Origin of the sequence: Dendronalium phyllosphericum CENA369, from assembly GCF_016056275.1 — a bacterium.
In the GTDB taxonomy this organism is placed as follows: domain Bacteria; phylum Cyanobacteriota; class Cyanobacteriia; order Cyanobacteriales; family Nostocaceae; genus Dendronalium; species Dendronalium phyllosphericum.
In genome coordinates this window covers 19092-35717 of sequence record NZ_JAECZA010000041.1, presented here as the reverse complement: position 1 = coordinate 35717, position 16626 = coordinate 19092, and the positions used below count along the sequence as shown (strand labels likewise).

General features: G+C 40.5%; 23 protein-coding genes. 14 read left to right on the top strand and 9 right to left on the bottom strand.

Features of this window, described 5'->3' with window-relative positions; translation table 11 throughout:
- Nucleotides 1-81 precede the first annotated feature (81 nt).
- The 3 genes from I8752_RS12005 to I8752_RS11995 form a co-directional block, all read right to left on the bottom strand.
- Nucleotides 82-540, bottom strand: coding sequence for a PPC domain-containing protein (locus tag I8752_RS12005; protein WP_214432545.1), 459 nt, complete (start codon nucleotides 538-540; stop codon nucleotides 82-84).
- Nucleotides 541-717: 177 nt separating this feature from the next.
- Nucleotides 718-1407, bottom strand: coding sequence for a ComF family protein (locus I8752_RS12000; RefSeq protein ID WP_214432544.1), 690 nt, complete (start codon nucleotides 1405-1407; stop codon nucleotides 718-720).
- 45 nt (nucleotides 1408-1452) lie between these two features.
- Nucleotides 1453-1944 (bottom strand): GNAT family N-acetyltransferase, encoded by a 492-nt coding sequence (locus tag I8752_RS11995; protein ID WP_214432543.1) that lies wholly within the window; start codon nucleotides 1942-1944, stop codon nucleotides 1453-1455.
- Between the two features lie 433 nt (nucleotides 1945-2377).
- Here I8752_RS11995 and I8752_RS11990 point away from each other — a divergent pair, with 433 nt between their 5' ends.
- Nucleotides 2378-3292 carry a phosphodiester glycosidase family protein gene (locus I8752_RS11990; RefSeq protein WP_214432542.1) on the top strand — a complete coding sequence of 305 codons (915 nt, stop codon included), beginning with the start codon at nucleotides 2378-2380 and terminating at the stop codon, nucleotides 3290-3292.
- Here the strand turns inward: I8752_RS11990 and I8752_RS11985 are convergent.
- Complete coding sequence (locus tag I8752_RS11985; RefSeq protein WP_214432541.1) at nucleotides 3278-3457, bottom strand: hypothetical protein; 180 nt, start codon at nucleotides 3455-3457, stop codon at nucleotides 3278-3280. The genes I8752_RS11990 and I8752_RS11985 overlap by 15 nt on opposite strands.
- A 12-nt stretch (nucleotides 3458-3469) precedes the next feature.
- On the bottom strand, nucleotides 3470-3595 hold the full coding sequence (locus tag I8752_RS38005) for a hypothetical protein (RefSeq protein WP_263985299.1): 126 nt from the start codon (nucleotides 3593-3595) through the stop codon (nucleotides 3470-3472).
- 62 nt (nucleotides 3596-3657) lie between these two features.
- Between I8752_RS38005 and I8752_RS11980 the strand changes: the two genes are divergently transcribed.
- The 3 genes from I8752_RS11980 (at nucleotide 3658) to I8752_RS11970 (ending at nucleotide 6592) form a co-directional block, all read left to right on the top strand.
- Complete coding sequence (locus tag I8752_RS11980) at nucleotides 3658-4398, top strand: hypothetical protein (protein ID WP_214432540.1); 741 nt, start codon at nucleotides 3658-3660, stop codon at nucleotides 4396-4398.
- Nucleotides 4399-4629: 231 nt separating this feature from the next.
- A complete protein-coding gene (locus I8752_RS11975; RefSeq protein WP_214432539.1) occupies nucleotides 4630-5682 on the top strand; it encodes an aromatic ring-hydroxylating dioxygenase subunit alpha in 1053 nt (350 codons plus the stop codon).
- A 1-nt stretch (nucleotide 5683) separates the two neighbouring features.
- A complete protein-coding gene (locus I8752_RS11970; protein ID WP_214432538.1) occupies nucleotides 5684-6592 on the top strand; it encodes a ferritin-like domain-containing protein in 909 nt (302 codons plus the stop codon).
- Here I8752_RS11970 and I8752_RS11965 read toward each other — a convergent pair.
- The gene (locus I8752_RS11965; protein WP_214432537.1) at nucleotides 6589-7329 is read right to left on the bottom strand and encodes an alpha/beta fold hydrolase; all 741 of its coding nucleotides are present in this window, start codon (nucleotides 7327-7329) and stop codon (nucleotides 6589-6591) included. The two genes, I8752_RS11970 and I8752_RS11965, sit on opposite strands and share 4 nt — an antisense overlap.
- 105 nt (nucleotides 7330-7434) lie before the next feature.
- Between I8752_RS11965 and I8752_RS11960 the strand changes: the two genes are divergently transcribed.
- From I8752_RS11960 to I8752_RS11930, 7 genes are all read left to right on the top strand, one after another.
- Nucleotides 7435-8661, top strand: coding sequence for a P-aminobenzoate N-oxygenase AurF (locus I8752_RS11960; protein WP_214432536.1), 1227 nt, complete (start codon nucleotides 7435-7437; stop codon nucleotides 8659-8661).
- 26 nt (nucleotides 8662-8687) lie between these two features.
- Nucleotides 8688-8978: a 2Fe-2S iron-sulfur cluster-binding protein gene (locus I8752_RS11955; RefSeq protein WP_214432535.1), complete on the top strand. Its 291-nt coding sequence runs from the start codon at nucleotides 8688-8690 to the stop codon at nucleotides 8976-8978.
- Nucleotides 8979-9289: 311 nt separating this feature from the next.
- On the top strand, nucleotides 9290-9844 hold the full coding sequence (locus tag I8752_RS11950; protein WP_214432534.1) for a GIY-YIG nuclease family protein: 555 nt from the start codon (nucleotides 9290-9292) through the stop codon (nucleotides 9842-9844).
- Nucleotides 9845-9847: 3 nt separating this feature from the next.
- Complete coding sequence (locus tag I8752_RS11945) at nucleotides 9848-11488, top strand: DNA sulfur modification protein DndB (protein ID WP_214432533.1); 1641 nt, start codon at nucleotides 9848-9850, stop codon at nucleotides 11486-11488.
- A gap of 52 nt (nucleotides 11489-11540) precedes the next feature.
- Nucleotides 11541-11744: a Rieske (2Fe-2S) protein gene (locus tag I8752_RS11940; RefSeq protein WP_225895619.1), complete on the top strand. Its 204-nt coding sequence runs from the start codon at nucleotides 11541-11543 to the stop codon at nucleotides 11742-11744.
- Between the two features lie 50 nt (nucleotides 11745-11794).
- Complete coding sequence (locus I8752_RS11935; RefSeq protein WP_214432532.1) at nucleotides 11795-12145, top strand: transposase; 351 nt, start codon at nucleotides 11795-11797, stop codon at nucleotides 12143-12145.
- Nucleotides 12111-12617 (top strand): transposase, encoded by a 507-nt coding sequence (locus I8752_RS11930; protein ID WP_214432531.1) that lies wholly within the window; start codon nucleotides 12111-12113, stop codon nucleotides 12615-12617. The genes I8752_RS11935 and I8752_RS11930 overlap by 35 nt, the downstream gene beginning before the upstream one ends.
- Here the strand turns inward: I8752_RS11930 and I8752_RS11925 are convergent.
- On the bottom strand, nucleotides 12592-12996 hold the full coding sequence (locus tag I8752_RS11925; RefSeq protein WP_214432530.1) for a type II toxin-antitoxin system VapC family toxin: 405 nt from the start codon (nucleotides 12994-12996) through the stop codon (nucleotides 12592-12594). The genes I8752_RS11930 and I8752_RS11925 overlap by 26 nt on opposite strands.
- Nucleotides 12996-13310 (bottom strand): hypothetical protein, encoded by a 315-nt coding sequence (locus I8752_RS11920; protein WP_225895618.1) that lies wholly within the window; start codon nucleotides 13308-13310, stop codon nucleotides 12996-12998. Before I8752_RS11920 ends, I8752_RS11925 begins: the two co-directional genes overlap by 1 nt.
- Before the next feature lie 33 nt (nucleotides 13311-13343).
- Between I8752_RS11920 and I8752_RS11915 the strand changes: the two genes are divergently transcribed.
- The 3 genes from I8752_RS11915 to I8752_RS11905 are packed head-to-tail and all read left to right on the top strand — an operon-like array spanning nucleotide 13344 to nucleotide 15759.
- Nucleotides 13344-14366, top strand: coding sequence for an aromatic ring-hydroxylating dioxygenase subunit alpha (locus I8752_RS11915; RefSeq protein WP_214432529.1), 1023 nt, complete (start codon nucleotides 13344-13346; stop codon nucleotides 14364-14366).
- A gap of 38 nt (nucleotides 14367-14404) precedes the next feature.
- Nucleotides 14405-15157: a sterol desaturase family protein gene (locus I8752_RS11910; RefSeq protein ID WP_214432528.1), complete on the top strand. Its 753-nt coding sequence runs from the start codon at nucleotides 14405-14407 to the stop codon at nucleotides 15155-15157.
- Nucleotides 15154-15759, top strand: a complete 606-nt coding sequence (locus tag I8752_RS11905; protein ID WP_214432527.1) for an acyl transferase — start codon at nucleotides 15154-15156, stop codon at nucleotides 15757-15759. Before I8752_RS11910 ends, I8752_RS11905 begins: the two co-directional genes overlap by 4 nt.
- 53 nt (nucleotides 15760-15812) lie before the next feature.
- On the opposite strand, the gene I8752_RS38365 is transcribed toward I8752_RS11905, so the two are convergent.
- A complete protein-coding gene (locus I8752_RS38365) occupies nucleotides 15813-16457 on the bottom strand; it encodes a DUF1294 domain-containing protein (protein WP_214432526.1) in 645 nt (214 codons plus the stop codon).
- Nucleotides 16458-16626 lie beyond the last annotated feature (169 nt).

Here is a 16626-nt window from a genome sequence, read left to right as displayed (position 1 = left end):
AGATGAGGGAGCAAGGGGGCAGAGGGGCAGGGGGAGAAAAATTACAAATAACTCAGCACTCAGCACTCAGCACTCAGCACTTTATTTAATCGGTTGCAGCTTTGTCACCTTGAGTTTAAACTTCCCAACTCCTGTTTCTCCAAACGATCGCACGCGAATTACATACGTCCCAGTCTCGTTGATGCGGGTAAATAGTAGAGAATTGCTTGTGCCGTCCGGGCCATCATCGTTTTCTGCTATTGTCGAGCCATCGGGTGCTAACAATGTGATAATGCTGTCAAAGTTATCAGACGATAGATCGACTGCTAGATTATCACCCTTAGTCAACTTCACCATATAATCGCGGGCAAATCCACCCTGACCTGTGGGAATATCTTTCTCTGAGAGCGTATCGGAAAGTTCTGCACCAGTAGTAGTTAAAGGAATTGGACTGTATAACTTATTTTGAGCAAATGCCGCTCTTGTACTTATGCCAATTGCCAACAACGTGACAGGAAAGATGATTAATTTTCTTAAAGTCGCAGCAAATGCTTTATTCATACATTTCAAGTATTTTCCCACAAACACAGGATAATCAGTCACCTGAAGTATCAAGTATTAAGTATCAAGTATCAAGTAAAACACGGTTAAATCAGCTTACTCTGAGTCCGAGTTGTTATCTTTTTTCATCTTGCATCCTTATATACTTCATTCTTTCTTTGGTCAATTATAGATTTCTCATGGATGGCTTGCCCATGATTTCTGGGTATAGTTGTCTTTTACGGCAGTGGCAACTGCCGCTAAACCTAAAACTGCAATTCCACACTGGCGGAGTGTTTGGATCGCAGAAGAGGCAGTTGCACCAGTAGTATAAATGTCATCCATTAACAACACTGGGGCATTTAGGCGGGGATGGCGAAGTTCTGGCCCAACAGCAAAAGCTTCTACTAAGTTATTCTCTCGCTCAGATGCCGATAAACCAAACTGTGCTTTCGTCTCTCGCACCCTCTCCAAGCCATTTGGTTTTAATTTTAATCCAGTTGTTTGGCAAAAACTTTGGGCTATCAGTGCAGCTTGGTTGTAGCCGCGTTGCTTTTGCTTACTAGCATGAAGTGGAATCGGCACGACTAGAAGCTGCCGATCGCGTTCGGGTGAATTTAACAACCATGCTTCTCCTAACAATTGACCCAAAGGACGAGCCATTTGAGGTTGATTTTCATATTTCATAACTGCGATCGCTCGTTTGAGAGTACCGCCATAAACTCCCCAACCAAAAATTGGTATTGGATCTTGCCATAAACAGCTAGGATCTTTATGGTGACAACTTTGCAATTGTCTGGCACAGTATTGACATAAATCGTCATATGTGCTCCTTTGACATAAGGGGCAATTAGATTGCAGAAAAAGGTTGAGTAAGCCTTTGAGCATTAGATATTTGTCCTTTGTCAGTTGTTAGTTGTTTTTGACCGCTGACTACTGACCACTGACCACTGACTTAACATATACGCGATCGCAGCGAGTTGTTTCTACACCCGTTGTTGGCTGGTAGCCGTTACTTTCATATAACTTGACTGCTTCCACCAAAACGCTGGCGGTTTCAATCCAAATTTGCTGAAAACCACGGGAGGAGATGGCTGCTTCTAGCTGTTCTAACAAATATTTCCCTAGTCCCAAACCTCTAACGCTGGGTAAAAGATACATTTTGCGGATTTCTACAGCTTTTTTGCCACGATGCACGGGATAGTATGCTCCAGTACCTACTATCTGGCTTTGGTGTTCGATTACCCAAAATTCACCGCCAGTTGCTAAGTAATGTTCCTCGACTTGTAGTACATCTTTGTCTGCGCCGTTGGGTTCCCAACCCAGACCGTATTCTGATAATACATAACTGATGACTGCGGCGGCTCTTGTGCGATCGCCTTCCTCCCAGTTACGAATCAAAAAATCACCGTAGTAGTCTCTCATTACCATTTGCGGGTTAGGTTTGCACAGAAAAATCTTCTGGATCTATATCCCAATTTACCCACTGAATAGCTTTTGTGGCAGATTTCAGGTGTGACTTTCGAGGCGAGAATACTCCCAATACTAGAACAAGTCATTATTTAAGCAGCGCCAAGTCAGGCGTATTCGTTCCAATAGATAACATCCCGCAAAAAATAATTTTAGTTTTCTGGAATTTGCAATCTAGGCGTGGTAGTCCTTATTAGAAAAGCAACTTATATGTAACTTCTATAACTAACCTTTGGGGAATATAGCCCCATCAAAAGCCCGGTCATTATGACTGGGTTTTTTGGTGCGGGAGCGATCGCCTACAGTCAGGTAAGCTGATAGTGACAAGAGGCAGCACGCACTCATAAGCTAGCATCCATAAGAATATGCCAGCTATGTTGGAGGTAAAGTGAGAAAAATTTGGCTGCTGGGTTTAACACTAGTGAGTGCAGGGATTTGGTTTGTCTGGCGTTCCTCTTTGCCGTCCATATCTTCTGTTGTACCAACTGGTACACCCTCACCTCAAAAAACTATCCACTATTTTGAGCGCACCTTACCCCAAGGTATAGCTCACATCCTGTTAATTCCAGCTAATAACCAATTTGTGGTAACTCCAGCATTATCTGCCAAGGTAAACACCGTAGAGGAATTTGCCCAAAAGCATCGGGCGATCGCTATATTAAATGCAGGCTTTTTTGACCCAGTTAATCAAAAATCTACATCTTATGTCATTCTCGCTGGTCAATTGGTGGCTGACCCTAAAGACAATGAGCGTTTAGTAAAAAATCCTAATTTAAAGCCTTACCTCGGTCAAATTTTTAATCGCACAGAATTCCGCCGTTACCAATGCGGGCAAAACGTCCGCTATGATATTGCCTTGCATAATGCATCACCGCCAGCAGGTTGTCAGTTAATCGATACTGTTGGCGCTGGCCCGCGCTTATTACCAGAACTCAACTTAGTGCAAGAGGGTTTTGTGGATAACGCCAATAAACGAGATGCACTTGGTAGCAACCAACCCAACGCTAGGACTGCCATTGGCATTACCAGTGATGGCAGTATTGTTTTAGTCATGGTAGCTCAAAAACCCTCAGCTTCTACTTCCGGGATATCCTTACCAGCACTGGCAGATTTTCTGAAAACCCTTGGCGTTCAAAAAGCGATGAATTTAGATGGAGGCAGTTCGTCTTCGTTGTACTACAAGGGTAAAACTTTTTACGGCAAGGTTGATTTAGACGGCAATTTCATCAAGCGACCCGTGAAATCAGTTTTAGTGGTTCGGGAAAACTTACATCCTTCAGCCGCATCTTCACCAACTCCATAATTCATATTCATGCACTGCTGCGATCGCAAATAAACTAAGAGTAGGGTCACTAACAGGGTGTGGGGTGCAGGGGGTAGGGTGTAGGGTGTAGGGGAAAACGGCGTTGGACGGAGCTTGAACTCCGACAAACCCAAGCGTCTTGAAAAGATGGGGCTTGTGTTCCATTGGTTGTTGGGGCTATTTCTTACCCACACCCGACACCCGACACCCGACACCCCGCCCCAGCGAAGCTTCGTCAAAATTAGTATTTGTAGTATAAATAACCATTCTCGCATCTGTCACATAACTCTGTAATTTCACCATTTCGCTCGCTAAAGTGTTAATTTAGGGCTTTCCTCAAACTAAGTTTAGGCAATTTCCGAATAATGAAGAGTTGGCTGGTTCCCGTTCAAAAGCTGCAACCAAGCGATCGCACAGCTATGTATGCATTGCTAAATAATCATTTTAAGGGTGTAACCTGGGATGCATTCCAGGCAGATATAGAGCGCAAAAACTGGGTATTGTTGTTAAGGGACGAAATCACCAATACTCTCAAAGGGTTTTCGACTCTGATGTTGAGCCAGACAACTTTTGCAGGAGAGCAAATTAGTGTAGTTTATTCTGGCGATACCATCGTCGATCCCAGTGCTTGGTCGAGTACAACCCTACCCCGTGCTTGGATTGCCGCAGTCAATTATCTTCGCCAATACTATACGCAAAATAAATTATACTGGCTGCTGATTTGCTCTGGCTTTCGTACCTATCGCTTTCTTCCCACCTTTTGGCAAGAGTTTTACCCCCGCTATGATGCAGCGACACCTGCGAATATTGCGAATTTGATGGGAAATTTAGCACAAGAATACTATAGTGATTCTTACGAAGAAACAACTGGTATTGTCCGCTTCCAACATCCCCAAATTCTCCGCGAGGGTTTAATTGAAATCCCCACAGGAAGACAGACTAATCCCCATATCCAGTTTTTTGAAGAAAAAAACCTAGGTTATCGGCTAGGCGATGAATTGGTTTGTTTAACCGAAATCCGGTATGACAATCTCACCCGTGCCGGACAACGGATGTGGAAATCAGAATCATTGTTAGAATTTGTCCAAGAATCTGTGCTTATTTAACTTTTATGCCAAATTGCGATTTGTACAGGACTGACGCAAAATTATGAAAAAACGAACCGCAAAGGGCGCAAAGGGCACGAAGTTATAAGAGTTTCAGAGAGTTCTTGCGTAAGTCCTATTGTATTGTTTGAGAAACAAACAAAAGTCTTGAAAACAGCCAATCTCAAGTTTTTTACAGTGTGTCTTAATTACGAATTACGAATTACGAATTACGAATTACGAATTAGTATTATGTCTTCTACCAGCCAACACTCGAACTTTAACAATCCGACACAATTTGTAGAAGGATGGTACTGGGCATTGCCATCTAGAAAATTAAAAGTTGGCAAGGTAAAAGCTGTAACACTATTGGGGAGAAACTTAGCAATTTATCGAGGAGTCAGCGGTCAGGTGGTGGCGGTAGATGCTTATTGTCCTCACATGGGCGCTCATTTGGCAGAGGGTAAGGTAGAAGGTGATGGAATTCGCTGCTTTTTCCATAATTGGAAATATGACGATCGCGGAATTTGTGTAGACGTTCCTTCCCAAGGAAAACCCTTACCTGTATGTATCAAAACTTGGCAGACGGCAGAACAGTACGGCATGATTTGGGTTTGGGTGGGAGAAGAAAAGCCAAGTTCGTTGCCTTTCGTCCCAGAACTGGAACAGGTAGACTGCGATTATATGTTGGGAACTCGGTTTATCAAAAACTGCCATCCCAATGTGTTGCTGATTAATGCGATCGACGCTCACCATTTCAATACTGTACACAATCTGCCTTTAGAAATTGTCTTTGATTCTCAAGACCTCAATAAGGCTATTACCTTCAGCAACACTACACGTGGAGGCGATGATTCTTGGCTAATCCGCTTGATTCGTCCCCGATACCGTAATGAAGTCACTTACAGTATGTGCTACTGGTATGGCAGTACTGGCACTGTCACATTAGGCCCGGATTTTCTGCACTTTTACATCATATTTGCACTGCGAATGATTGAAGGTGGCAAAACTGAAGGGCAAACAATCCTAGTAACTCCTAAGCGACCTGGATGTTTAGGATGGGGTGTAAATCGCGGGTTGCTATGGTTAACGCAGCAGGTTGGTAATTACTTCGCTAAAGGCGATACGCAAGTATTTCAGACAATTCAGTTTGATTTGAAGACACCCACAAAAGCCGATGCGTCAATTCTGCAATTTATCCAACACGTAAATCGCCAGAAAGCCTTAAGCTGGGGAACTTGGGAAGCTATTGATAGTCCAGAAACACTGCGCGATCGCCATTCATCTACCTCTTTAATGCTTTAGCATGACTGATACATATAGAATTGCCGGACTCGATTTGCCGCACACAGACCCCAACGACCGATTGCGACGCATACTAAAAGCAGCATTGCCGAATCAAGGCAATAATACTTTGCAGCCTGACTCGGATTATTGGGATGCTGAATTTTTCAAACTGCATCAAGTCAAAATTTTTCAACAAGCGAGTACAGCCGAACAATCTGCCATACTTGGGCTTACCAATCGCAGCCTGTTAGAAGAATCATATTTCATTGAGAAAACAGGCGTTGGCTATATGGCAAAAATGGTACCGTTAGCAGAAACAGTTGAAGAACGAATGCTCTACGGACTGTTTACAGCTGATGAAGCGACTCATCTTAGCCAAATAAGTCATTTTTTACCAGAAGTAGAACCAACTAACAGCAACGATCCATTTGTGCGCTTGTTAGCAGAAGTTGTTGAAAGTACAGACAAAACAGTGCTGTTGTTTGTGCTTCAAATAGTACTCGAAGGATGGGGATTGAACCATTACCGCCGCTTGGCAAAAGAATGCCATCATCCCATACTAGCCGAACTGTTCGCCAGTTTTCTAGACGCAGAAGCCCGCCATCACGCTACAGGAACTACATTGTTTAACCAAATTCCAGTTGCAGCTGACAGTCAAGCAACCATCCTTGATGTGTTGGCACAGTTTCTATTTATGGTGCAGATGGGGCCGCAAAGTGTACTAGCAGCAATCGAACAGGTGAAAGGACATCTGTCGCGATCGCAAAAAATCCAAATCCTCGAAGAATTAGATACACAAACCCACAGTGGCACAAGATTACAAATATTGCGATCGCTCATGCGGGGAGGATCGGCAGATGCGATCGTTCAAGCCTTAGACGAACGAGGAGTTTTTGAACCACTCCCCGCTGATAAATGTGTGTTTTAATTAGTTAATACTGAGGCAAGTTGAGCAGGACGAGACAAATGTGGGCAATGTCCTCCAGGCATTTCAATAGCATCAACTCCCAAGCGCTTACGTGCAGCGTAGCGCGACCATGCAGGAGAAATTATTCGGTCATCAGTACAAAGAATATATTTACATTCTACATTTGGTAAGGATTTCAGGGGATTTACCTCATAAATATATGCCATTGATTGCTGCGATCGACTTTTGGAAAGTGCCCAGCGCATGACATCCGGTTGACAATCGTGATAGAAAAGTTCAATCAATACTGCTTCATCTGAAAAGTCTTTACCAACAGAAACTGGATTAAACATATCAGGTTCATCATGAAATTGTTTCAGTTGATTTAACTTTTTTGGTTCGTAATTTAATGATTTGAGGCTATCAGCATCGAGATTATGAGAAAATTGATCGAGCATACTAATTCTTGGGTATGGAATTAGCGCAGCTAGAAATACCAGTTGACGTACTTTATGAGCTTCTGCAACGAGGGGAATAACAGTACCAGCCATTGAATGACCAACTAGTACAATATCATCATCAGTTTTTGGCAACGCTTGAATTACCACATCAGCAAATTGCGATAAACTTGCCGATGCATCTTCAATTGGCAAATCCATTGCTACTGTTTTATGACCTTGTGCTTCTAAATAAGGGATTAACAAATCCCAACACCAAGCACCTTGAAATGCACCATGAACTAGACAAAAAAAGCTCATAAATATTTTCAGTAATTTTTATAACTTGTGCTTATTTTATAGTTTACATCTTGTACCATTGTCAAAAAGACTCGCTACTAGCCCACCAATTTCTAGATATTTTTTATGAAAAACACTATTCATCAATTGTCAGATAGCCCAACAACTTATCGCAAATTACAAATTAACCACACCCGCAACAAACAGCAAGACCATACTGCTTTAATGGATGAAGCAGCCGCTAACTTTCGCTATGAAGATTGCCAAAACGAATATTGGAATCCCGAAGAATTTTCCTTGCTGTATGGTACACCTTTGTGGGAACAGTCCAGCCAACATCAGCGTGTGATTTTAAATCAACTTTATTGGGTAGCATACTACTCACAAATTGTTTCCGCCGAAATTGCAACCATCTATTTTAATCAAACTAGTGCAGCAGGACTTTACGCTCAAGAAGACTTCCGTTTAATCTGCGATACTTTGGATTTAGAATCCTCTCAAGAACGAGCGCATATCAACGCCTTCCGCACAATTGCCAAACAAGTTGAGCAAACTTTATTTGGAGAACTCATCTTTACCTATCCCATGCGCGGCCCGTTTACCGAAACGATGGTTTATGCTGACACCAATGCTTTAAAAACTTGGTGGAAAAAAATTCAATTACAATACTTTGGGTTGATTTCTGCGAATAATACCTTTTTAGCTTGTCAGTATTTCACAGTTCGAGGAGTGCGGACACTAAATGGCAAATTAGTACAGCACAAACTCAGCAATTATTATCAAAAATATCCCCATCAAGATAATGCTCCAATTCCTGCGAAAATATCTTACTATCACTTTCTTGATGAAAGCTTTCACTTCAATAGTTCGACAATTTTATCTCACGATGTTGTTAGTTCCCTTGCACCACCAACAGCATTTGAGCAACTAGTTGCTAATTTAGGATTGCTAGGCTGTCAGCGCGATCATTTTCATTTTTCCGCTGCGATTAACGGGATTTTTTGGTACGATCCAGCGTTGTATGGCAAGATTTATCGAGTGTTGCGATCGCCCATTTTTACTATGAGCAACAATGATGCTAAAGAAATGATGCGTTGCTGTTTTACGGAAGAGTCGGAAGGTTTACAGCGCAGTTTTTTAACTCATCAAGAGGCGATGGCTTCTTATAAAGTGTATGTTGAAAAACTCGATTATCTTTGGCAACGCAATCGAGAAATGTCACTCATGGGAGCTAATTCGATTACTCGATATTTAGCGACTCAGCAAAGTGCTTTTAGGCGGTTTGAGCGGTGCGATCGCGAGAATGTGAAGGATTTTAGTTTATCTCATGCAAAAGCGCAAAGCCACAAATAAGAACGCAAGAGTTTGGTTTAAATACTATGTCTAACCTGTGTACTATTTCTTTTCCTGAAAGTGATTTTGCTCCTATCACTCTGGAATGTCATCAAAATTTATCTGAGCATCTAACGATTCAGAATTCACCTGTATTATTTGGTTGTCGAACTGGTATTTGTGGAACTTGCTTAGTTGAGGTTATTGGTGAAATTCCTGCCCCTAAACTAGATGAACAGGAAATGCTGGATACACTAGCTCCAAATGATTCCAATGCCCGATTAGCTTGTCAAATAGATATTACAAGTGATTTAGAGATTAGAGGGCTTAATGAATGAATCACTTGGTCGGATATACTTCAATGCCTAGTTAAGTTACTGAGCAGTTCAGCCATCTGAAACAGAAGTTTTTGCACTGACAGTCATTGGTTGATTGTTAAGAATTATTATTTTATGTTCTTTATTACTTCTTATGCTATATTTTAGCTTGTTTGTTATACAGATTTTATATAGTAAAACATTTGACATTTTTTGATGCAAGTATTACAAATGTATAGACTAAAAATTGTTAGCTAAAAACTTTTTAATAATTCAGGATATCAATTTAACATAGAATATCCGAGGATTATTAATTATTGTGATTTATATCTATGGAAGAAACGGTTCACGACAACTTTTTCAAAAATTTTATCGTAGTGACAGCAACTATATCTGCCGCAGATTATCTTCCTGAAAGTTCAGGCATTTATGCTTTTTATCATGCGTTCGATTTTTTAGAAAACAATTTGTCTGAGTATATAGATAATCGTATAAAAAATACGGTCTTTAAAACAAAGTTTTTTGAGGAAGATAATAGAAGTAAGTTTATAGTTGATACTTGTGGAGAGTCAGTTGGGTTATCTCCAAAAATGGAGCAATTTATCAAAGCTGTTTCTCAACCTAAAGAACGAAGAATATTAAAAAATCTCTTAATTTCATGTAGCATTCTCCAACGCCCAGATTACATTGGTACTGCAATAAATTTAAGAAATAGATTTATTCAACATTTAGAAAGAGACGATGGATTTTTATCAAAATACGGAAATTTCAGAGCCAATGATGAGTTTTTATTCGTTTGCTTTCCTTGTCCAAAAAATATTTCCAGAGAGTTGGAAAGCCTGTTGATTCAATTATGCCAGCCTAAGTTTAATACACAAAGAAGTTAAAAAATGGAATTAGATAATCAGTCTCCTGAAACTATTGAGTATAAGGCAATCAGTGGTAAGTTTGGTAGTGGTAAGTTTGAAGTTAGGTACTTCATAACAACGCTTGATCAAAGTGATGCAGTTGAAAATATTAGATTTGCTGATGAAATTCAAGGCAGTTGGAGCTTTTCCGAAAGAGTTCAGAGAAAATTAGATGAAAATAGAGCGAATACAGAAATATTTTCTTACCTAGCGCAAGATGGAATTCGTTTTTTTAATTCAATTGTCGTAGTACTTTTACCAAACTCGAATGACCAAAGAGAGTTTTGGGATTTTTCTACAGTCAGTAGTCAAGGGAAAGTTGTTGAAAAATGGGTAAATTTAAAGTTATATAAGAACGTAGCTAGAATAGTAATTGATGGTCAACATAGACTTCTCTCTTTAAAGAAATATTGGAATGTTCATACTGGTAAAGAAGCTTTAACTACTCAACAAATCAATGAAAACTTCCGTTGCTTAGAAACCTTTGATATACCTGTTGTTTATCTAGTATTTGGTAATCTTGGTAGAGTTGGTTATTCAGACTTAACTGAAACTGTAAGAGATGAGATAATCAAGGCTACTCGCAATATTTTTACAGTTATAAACAAGACTGCAAAATCAATTGATAAACAAACTCAACTATTGCTTGATGACAGTAAAATATCAGCATTAATTCCTAGAAAGCTTTTAGAGGAAGGAGTACTTGAAGATAAATTCGTTAAATGGTCTTCTAAATCCAGAAATTTAACTCAATCAGAACCTTATCTAACAACTCTAGATTTAGTGAGCCAATGTACTGTTGAACTATTGAAAGACTATACCAAGCAAGCTTTAAAAAAATCATTCAATTCACCAACTGAGCGTAATAGTGCGCTGGAAACTTATTATGAGTCTCATCCTAAAATTCCTCAAATAGGCACAAAAGCATTGCTTAAATGGTTTTTTACTGAACTTCAACCATTTAAGGATTGGGTATCACAGATTAGCTACGTTGGTATAAATATTCCTATTCAACCAGAGCAACCTCGATTAAGTGCAAATCAAAAAGCAAGTATAAAGAAATTACGAGATTCAAATATTCTGTATACTGTTCTAGGACAAAAAATTCTTTTTTTCGCTGTATCAAGATTCTTGCTCAGGATAAACGCAGAGCAGCGTATCTCAGAAACGCTTAATGCCGTCTCGCGTAGTATTACTAAAATGGATAAAGATGGCTTCTTCGGCCGAGATCAATCTCATTGGTCTAATGTTCTAGTCCGGCCAAATGAAAACCTAACCATGATAACTACAGGCTCTGGATATGAGAAATGTGTAGAACTTGTCAGAATGATATTGTCTGATTCGTCTGAGGGTGTAAGAAAGTTGATAGAAAGTACTAAAGATGAGGTAAGTAATGAGGTTAAGTGGAATGAACCTTTGATTTCCACTTGGAGAAAAGATTTTCATGTGATATTGCCTGAAGTTGAATTACCTGAGGAGCAAATAAAAGCATCTTCCGAATCAGATGACTCCTTTACAGAAGTTCGAGATGTGCTTGACTCTTTTGAGGAGGAAGAAGAGGAATCTGATGAAATTGAAGATGATGAAGATATTTTTCAAGAAACTGAGGAAGTAAAAGATTAAGCTGTGATATGGAGGGCGTTAAAATTGCAGGATCGCTCTCTACCCTCCCACTATGCAATTTGCAGATTTTTGGTATATTGTCGCACTCAGCAAACAACTACGACCTAACACTGTACTCGCACGAACTGTTTTAGGAGAATGGCTAGCGGTATTTCGTGGCGAGGATGGACAAGCTGTGGCGTTGCGCGATCACTTCATTCACGCACTAGCAATATTTTCTATCTCCCCAGGTGCAATTACGAACCTATCCCACTAATATCAGAAATATGATAATCTGCTCTTGATAACGGGAAGTTTGATCGGGGTATGGCTGGACGATTTGAAGGATTAAGCGACTTGGAATGGAGGCTATTTAAAGATATATTCCCCAAGCAACCAGAAAAACGCGATCGCGGAATGCCTCATGCGCCATTTCGTCATGTATTGAACACACTGCTGTATATATTGATAACAGGCTGTCGTTGGTGCGATGTCCCAAAGGGAGAAATCTGGGCATCAAAAAGTGCAGCGCACAGATGGCTCAAGCGTTGGGAAGCAGATGGAACATTAGAAAATTTACAAGCACGAATCTTGGGAATGGCGGAAGAAAGAGGTTTCATCAACTGGAATTACGGCGCAGTTGATGGGTCTTTTTCCCCCTGGCAAAGGTGGCGGTGAAGGCGTTAAGTATGGTCATAAAGGTAAGGGAATTTTAATACACACCTTGACTGATGGTAATGGTATGCCCTTGGCTAATTGCACAACTCCAGCAAACGGTAGTGAAAGAGATCAAGTTATACCTCTGTTAGATAGTGTCAAGGTTAAAACTAATAGACCCGGTAGACCTCGTAAACGAGTCAAGGTGTTGGCTGCGGATAAAGGTTACGATTCCAAGGATAAACGTGCTGCTTTGCGTAGACGCGGTATTAGACCACAATTACCCAAGCGTGTTTGGAAGACCAAGAAAAATCGCGGCAGACCAATTAAAATCTCAGTTCCACGCTTTCAGCAAGAACGTTGTTTCGCCTGGTATCAAAGAAAATATCGCCGTCTCGTTGTGCGATGGGAGCGAATTTCTGCCTGCTTCGATGCTTTTGTTTCTCTAGCCACAATTCATATCTGGATTAACAGAATTTTATTAGTGGGATAGGTTCTACTGCAATTCCTGCGCTTACAAATCCAGACGCATCACGAGTTACGATCGCATCTACCCCGTATGCTATTCCACAAGCACACTGCACCGCATCCTCAAAATCTTGAAAATTCAGTGCGATCGCCTGTTCCAAAATTGCTCTATCAACCGCACAAATATGCAAATCTGTCAGAATTTGTGCAATTGCATCTTGAGCAGCGATCGCACCTGCTACTTTTCGGACAATATAATAAATGTTAGTAATCGTTGTTGCTGCAATAAACCCTTCGACTTCACCAGCATCAATTTTCTCAAACAGTTTTGCCGCATCTTCCACGAAAGGCTCTCGCTCTTGTAAAAAATCAAGAACAACATTTGTATCAATTAAAATTCTCATTACTGATATTTTGTAGTGAGATAGTTAGTATAATCTGCTTCAACATCTTCACTCGCCGTTTCTGTACTTTTTGCAATCCCTCGCAATCGGGATAAGTTACCCTTTTTCAATCCAGAAGTAGTTTCTCGCTGTAGAGACTCCAAAAGGGTTTGCACTAATTGCCAGCGATCGCTAATTGGTAACTGCAATGCTTGCTTTTGCAATTCTTGCAATGTCATTAAAATTCTCCTATCTGAGACTATCTCACCTTTAATTGTAAATTGGCGCTCTTGGAATGCCATACACACACCAATGTTTGCTTGAGAGGTTGTCATAATTTAAATACGATCGCTCTCTACTCTCCCACTATGCAATTTGCAGATTTTTGGTATATTGTCGCACTCAGCGAACAATTGCGACCTAACACTGTACTCGCACGAACCGTTTTAGGAGAATGGCTAGCGATATTTCGTGGCGAGGATGGACAAGCTGTGGCGTTGCGCGATCGCTGTTTACATCGCAGTAGTCGTCTATCTGCTGGTAAAGTTTGTAACGGTGCTTTGCAATGTCCTTATCACGGTTGGGTATATAACGGAGATGGCAAAGTCATTGCTGTTCCGGCTGAAGGAGAAGACTTCAAACCTTCCCAGCAGCGTCAAGGAAAGCGTTACGCAACCAAAGAACAGGATGGTTATATATATGTGCGGTTAGTCGATACCCCAAGTGAGGACTTTGAACCCTTTTCTATGCCCTACTATGGACAACCAGGGTGGGAGACGGTGCGGGTAATTAACCGTTTTGCTAACAACGTTACCAATTGTGCGGAGAATTTTATTGATATTCCCCACACGGCTTTTGTGCATCCTGGCGTATTCCGTAACTCTCGCCAACAAAAGTTAGAAATGACTGTAGAACGCTGGAATGGTTCGGTTTTGGTGGAATATCGCAACGAAAATAGTAATTTAGGCTGGTATAGCCGTTTTCTGAATCAGGAGGGTGCTGAAATTAAACATAGCGATCGCTTTTATATGCCCAATATTACCTCAGTAGAATATCAAATGGGACATAATCGCCATTTGTTTATTACCAGTCAATCTATTCCAGAAACCGATAATTCAACTTTGGTTTACACTGATGTCACCTACAACTACGGCATTTGGAATAAGCTAGCGCGTCCGTTTGTGCGGTGGACTGCTCAACATATTATCAAACAGGATGTGGAAATTTTGGGGATTCAGGGAGAGGCGATCGCCAAATATGGTACACAATTTTCTAATACTCCTGCTGACACAATTCATGTGTTTGTAGAGTCAATTAGAGCAGCGATTTCTCGTGGAGAAGATCCGCGATTATTGCCAAATCAATCAGTTAAGGTAACATTTTGGGTCTAATAATTCGTAATTCGTAATTGGGGAACTTGGTATAATAAGTGGATATACAAAACTTTGCACAACTTATAATTTTTGTTTCTTTTATTGGATTAGTTGGGTGGACAATTAGCGATAAGTTTGGTCGAACTCAATTTAAAGTTAAAAGTCGTGAAGATTGGCTAATAGATGGTATAGGATTAACGATTCAAGGAATGTTGATTCCTTTACTACAAGCTACTTTAGTGTATTGGCTTTATCAACATTTATTACCTAATTATCAGGAATATTTAAAATTATCGCCAGTTCTATCTTTTATTTTAAGTTTTGTTTTAGTTGATTATTTATATTACTGGAATCATCGTTTATTGCATCATAAACTGTTATGGCAGATACATCAAGTGCATCACACTGTCATTCAGATGGATGTATTAGGAACTTCTCGTAATACTCTCTGGACAAGTTTACTAATTGTTTATTTGTGGATACACACATTATTTTTCTATCTATTGGCCGATCCAACAGGTTATTTACTTGGAGTTAGTCTCACTTCTGCCTTAGATTTATGGCGACATAGCCGCTTGATGATTTCTGCAAATAGCTGGTTTTATAAATTTCTGTCACCTTGGTTAATCTTACCGCAGGATCATGCATGGCATCATTGCAGCGAAGTTTTCCCTTGCAACTATGGTGCTAATCTGAAAATTTGGGACAAGTTACATGGCACTTATTATGAAAGCAAAGAATTGCCATCCGCGATAGGAATTCCCACCTCATTAACCTTTACTAAAAAACTCTTGTTTCCGTTTTCATGACAACTTTAAGTAAGATTCTGTTATTTTTTCCAACTCTTGTGTTGCTGCTAATTGGGGCTGCAATAGTCTACCTAGCCCATTCACCCAGCATCTTTAGCGTTTTGGCTGTGTTGCTTTCTATTTACGGGTTGCCAGTGTTAATTTATCGCTGGCATCAATGGGTTTATCCTGTGCGAGAGGGCATTAGTTATCTACAAGGTAAAGAATATAGTCCCTGGTGGGGTAGTCATCAAATTCAGACAATATATATCGCTATTCCGGCTTTGGAGGCATTGCTGCGACTGATTCCAGGGGCATTTTCTGTATGGTTGCGATTGTGGGGTGCGAAAGTGGGGCGAAATGTTTACTGGACACCAGGATTAGAGATAGCCGATCGCGGTTTAATAGAAATTGGCGATCGCGTCGTTATTGGACATCGCGTCGGGATCTATTCCCACGTCATCAAACCCCGCAAGCAAGACTTAATATTGTATGTTAAAAAAGTCAAGATTGGCAATGATGTCTTTGTGGGAGCCGGATCGCATCTTGGCCCTGGTGTAGTCATTGCTGATGGTACATTTCTTCCCACTGCCACAAACCTTTATCCTAACCAGCAAATGTAAGAATTGGTAATTTGTAATTCGTGAGCAATTTGCCCTCTTGGATGCCAGTTGCTTCAAATCGGCAGAACCGCCCAAAACAGCCAAAACAACCACACAATGTAATGAATTATGACAATCGCCCAAAATACAGACTGATAAGACTTTTTCTGACTTTTGTGATGTAGTATTCGCTGGGCTATAAACCCACCCAACCATCCACCTGCAAGTTCACACAGATGCAGTGTTTGTTCAGGGGTTCGCCATTCCTTTCGTTTGGCACGAGATTTATCATCAGCGTATAGAGCATAGGTCACTAAACTCATTGTAGGATAGAGAATCAGTGGAAGAGGATTGCGCGTCGTCCAAGTAAAATGAACGGCTCCGAACAAAGGCAGAATAGACAGCAGTAATACTTCAACTACTGGAAAATTTGAGGTGGGTGCAGCACTAGATTTAGCATTGCTACTCAAAGACACTGAGGAAGAAATTGATTTGTTTCTCGCCCCCTGAATAAAGGCGTTGCAAGCACGAACTTTACCATTTGAATCAGCTACAGAATAGTAGTAAATCGTGTCGTTTTCCTGGGGGCGACGAACCGCACCTTTAAGTTCAGAAATGTGTAAAAAAACTTCTTGGCTACCATCAACAGGCTGAATAAAACCAAATCCACGGTCATCTTTCCATTTTACAAGTTTTCCACTGCGTAGACTGGGTTTCATAAAAAAGCTTAATTACACAAACTTTGCAATTTTAACAAACCAACTTCAAGTAAAGCTATGGGCAAAATACACAGTAGCCCAACGTTCCGTTAGAATATTCATAATGCATGATTATCATAATGGACGATTAAAATATTTTAATGTGTATGCTTAAATTTATTCAAGTTTA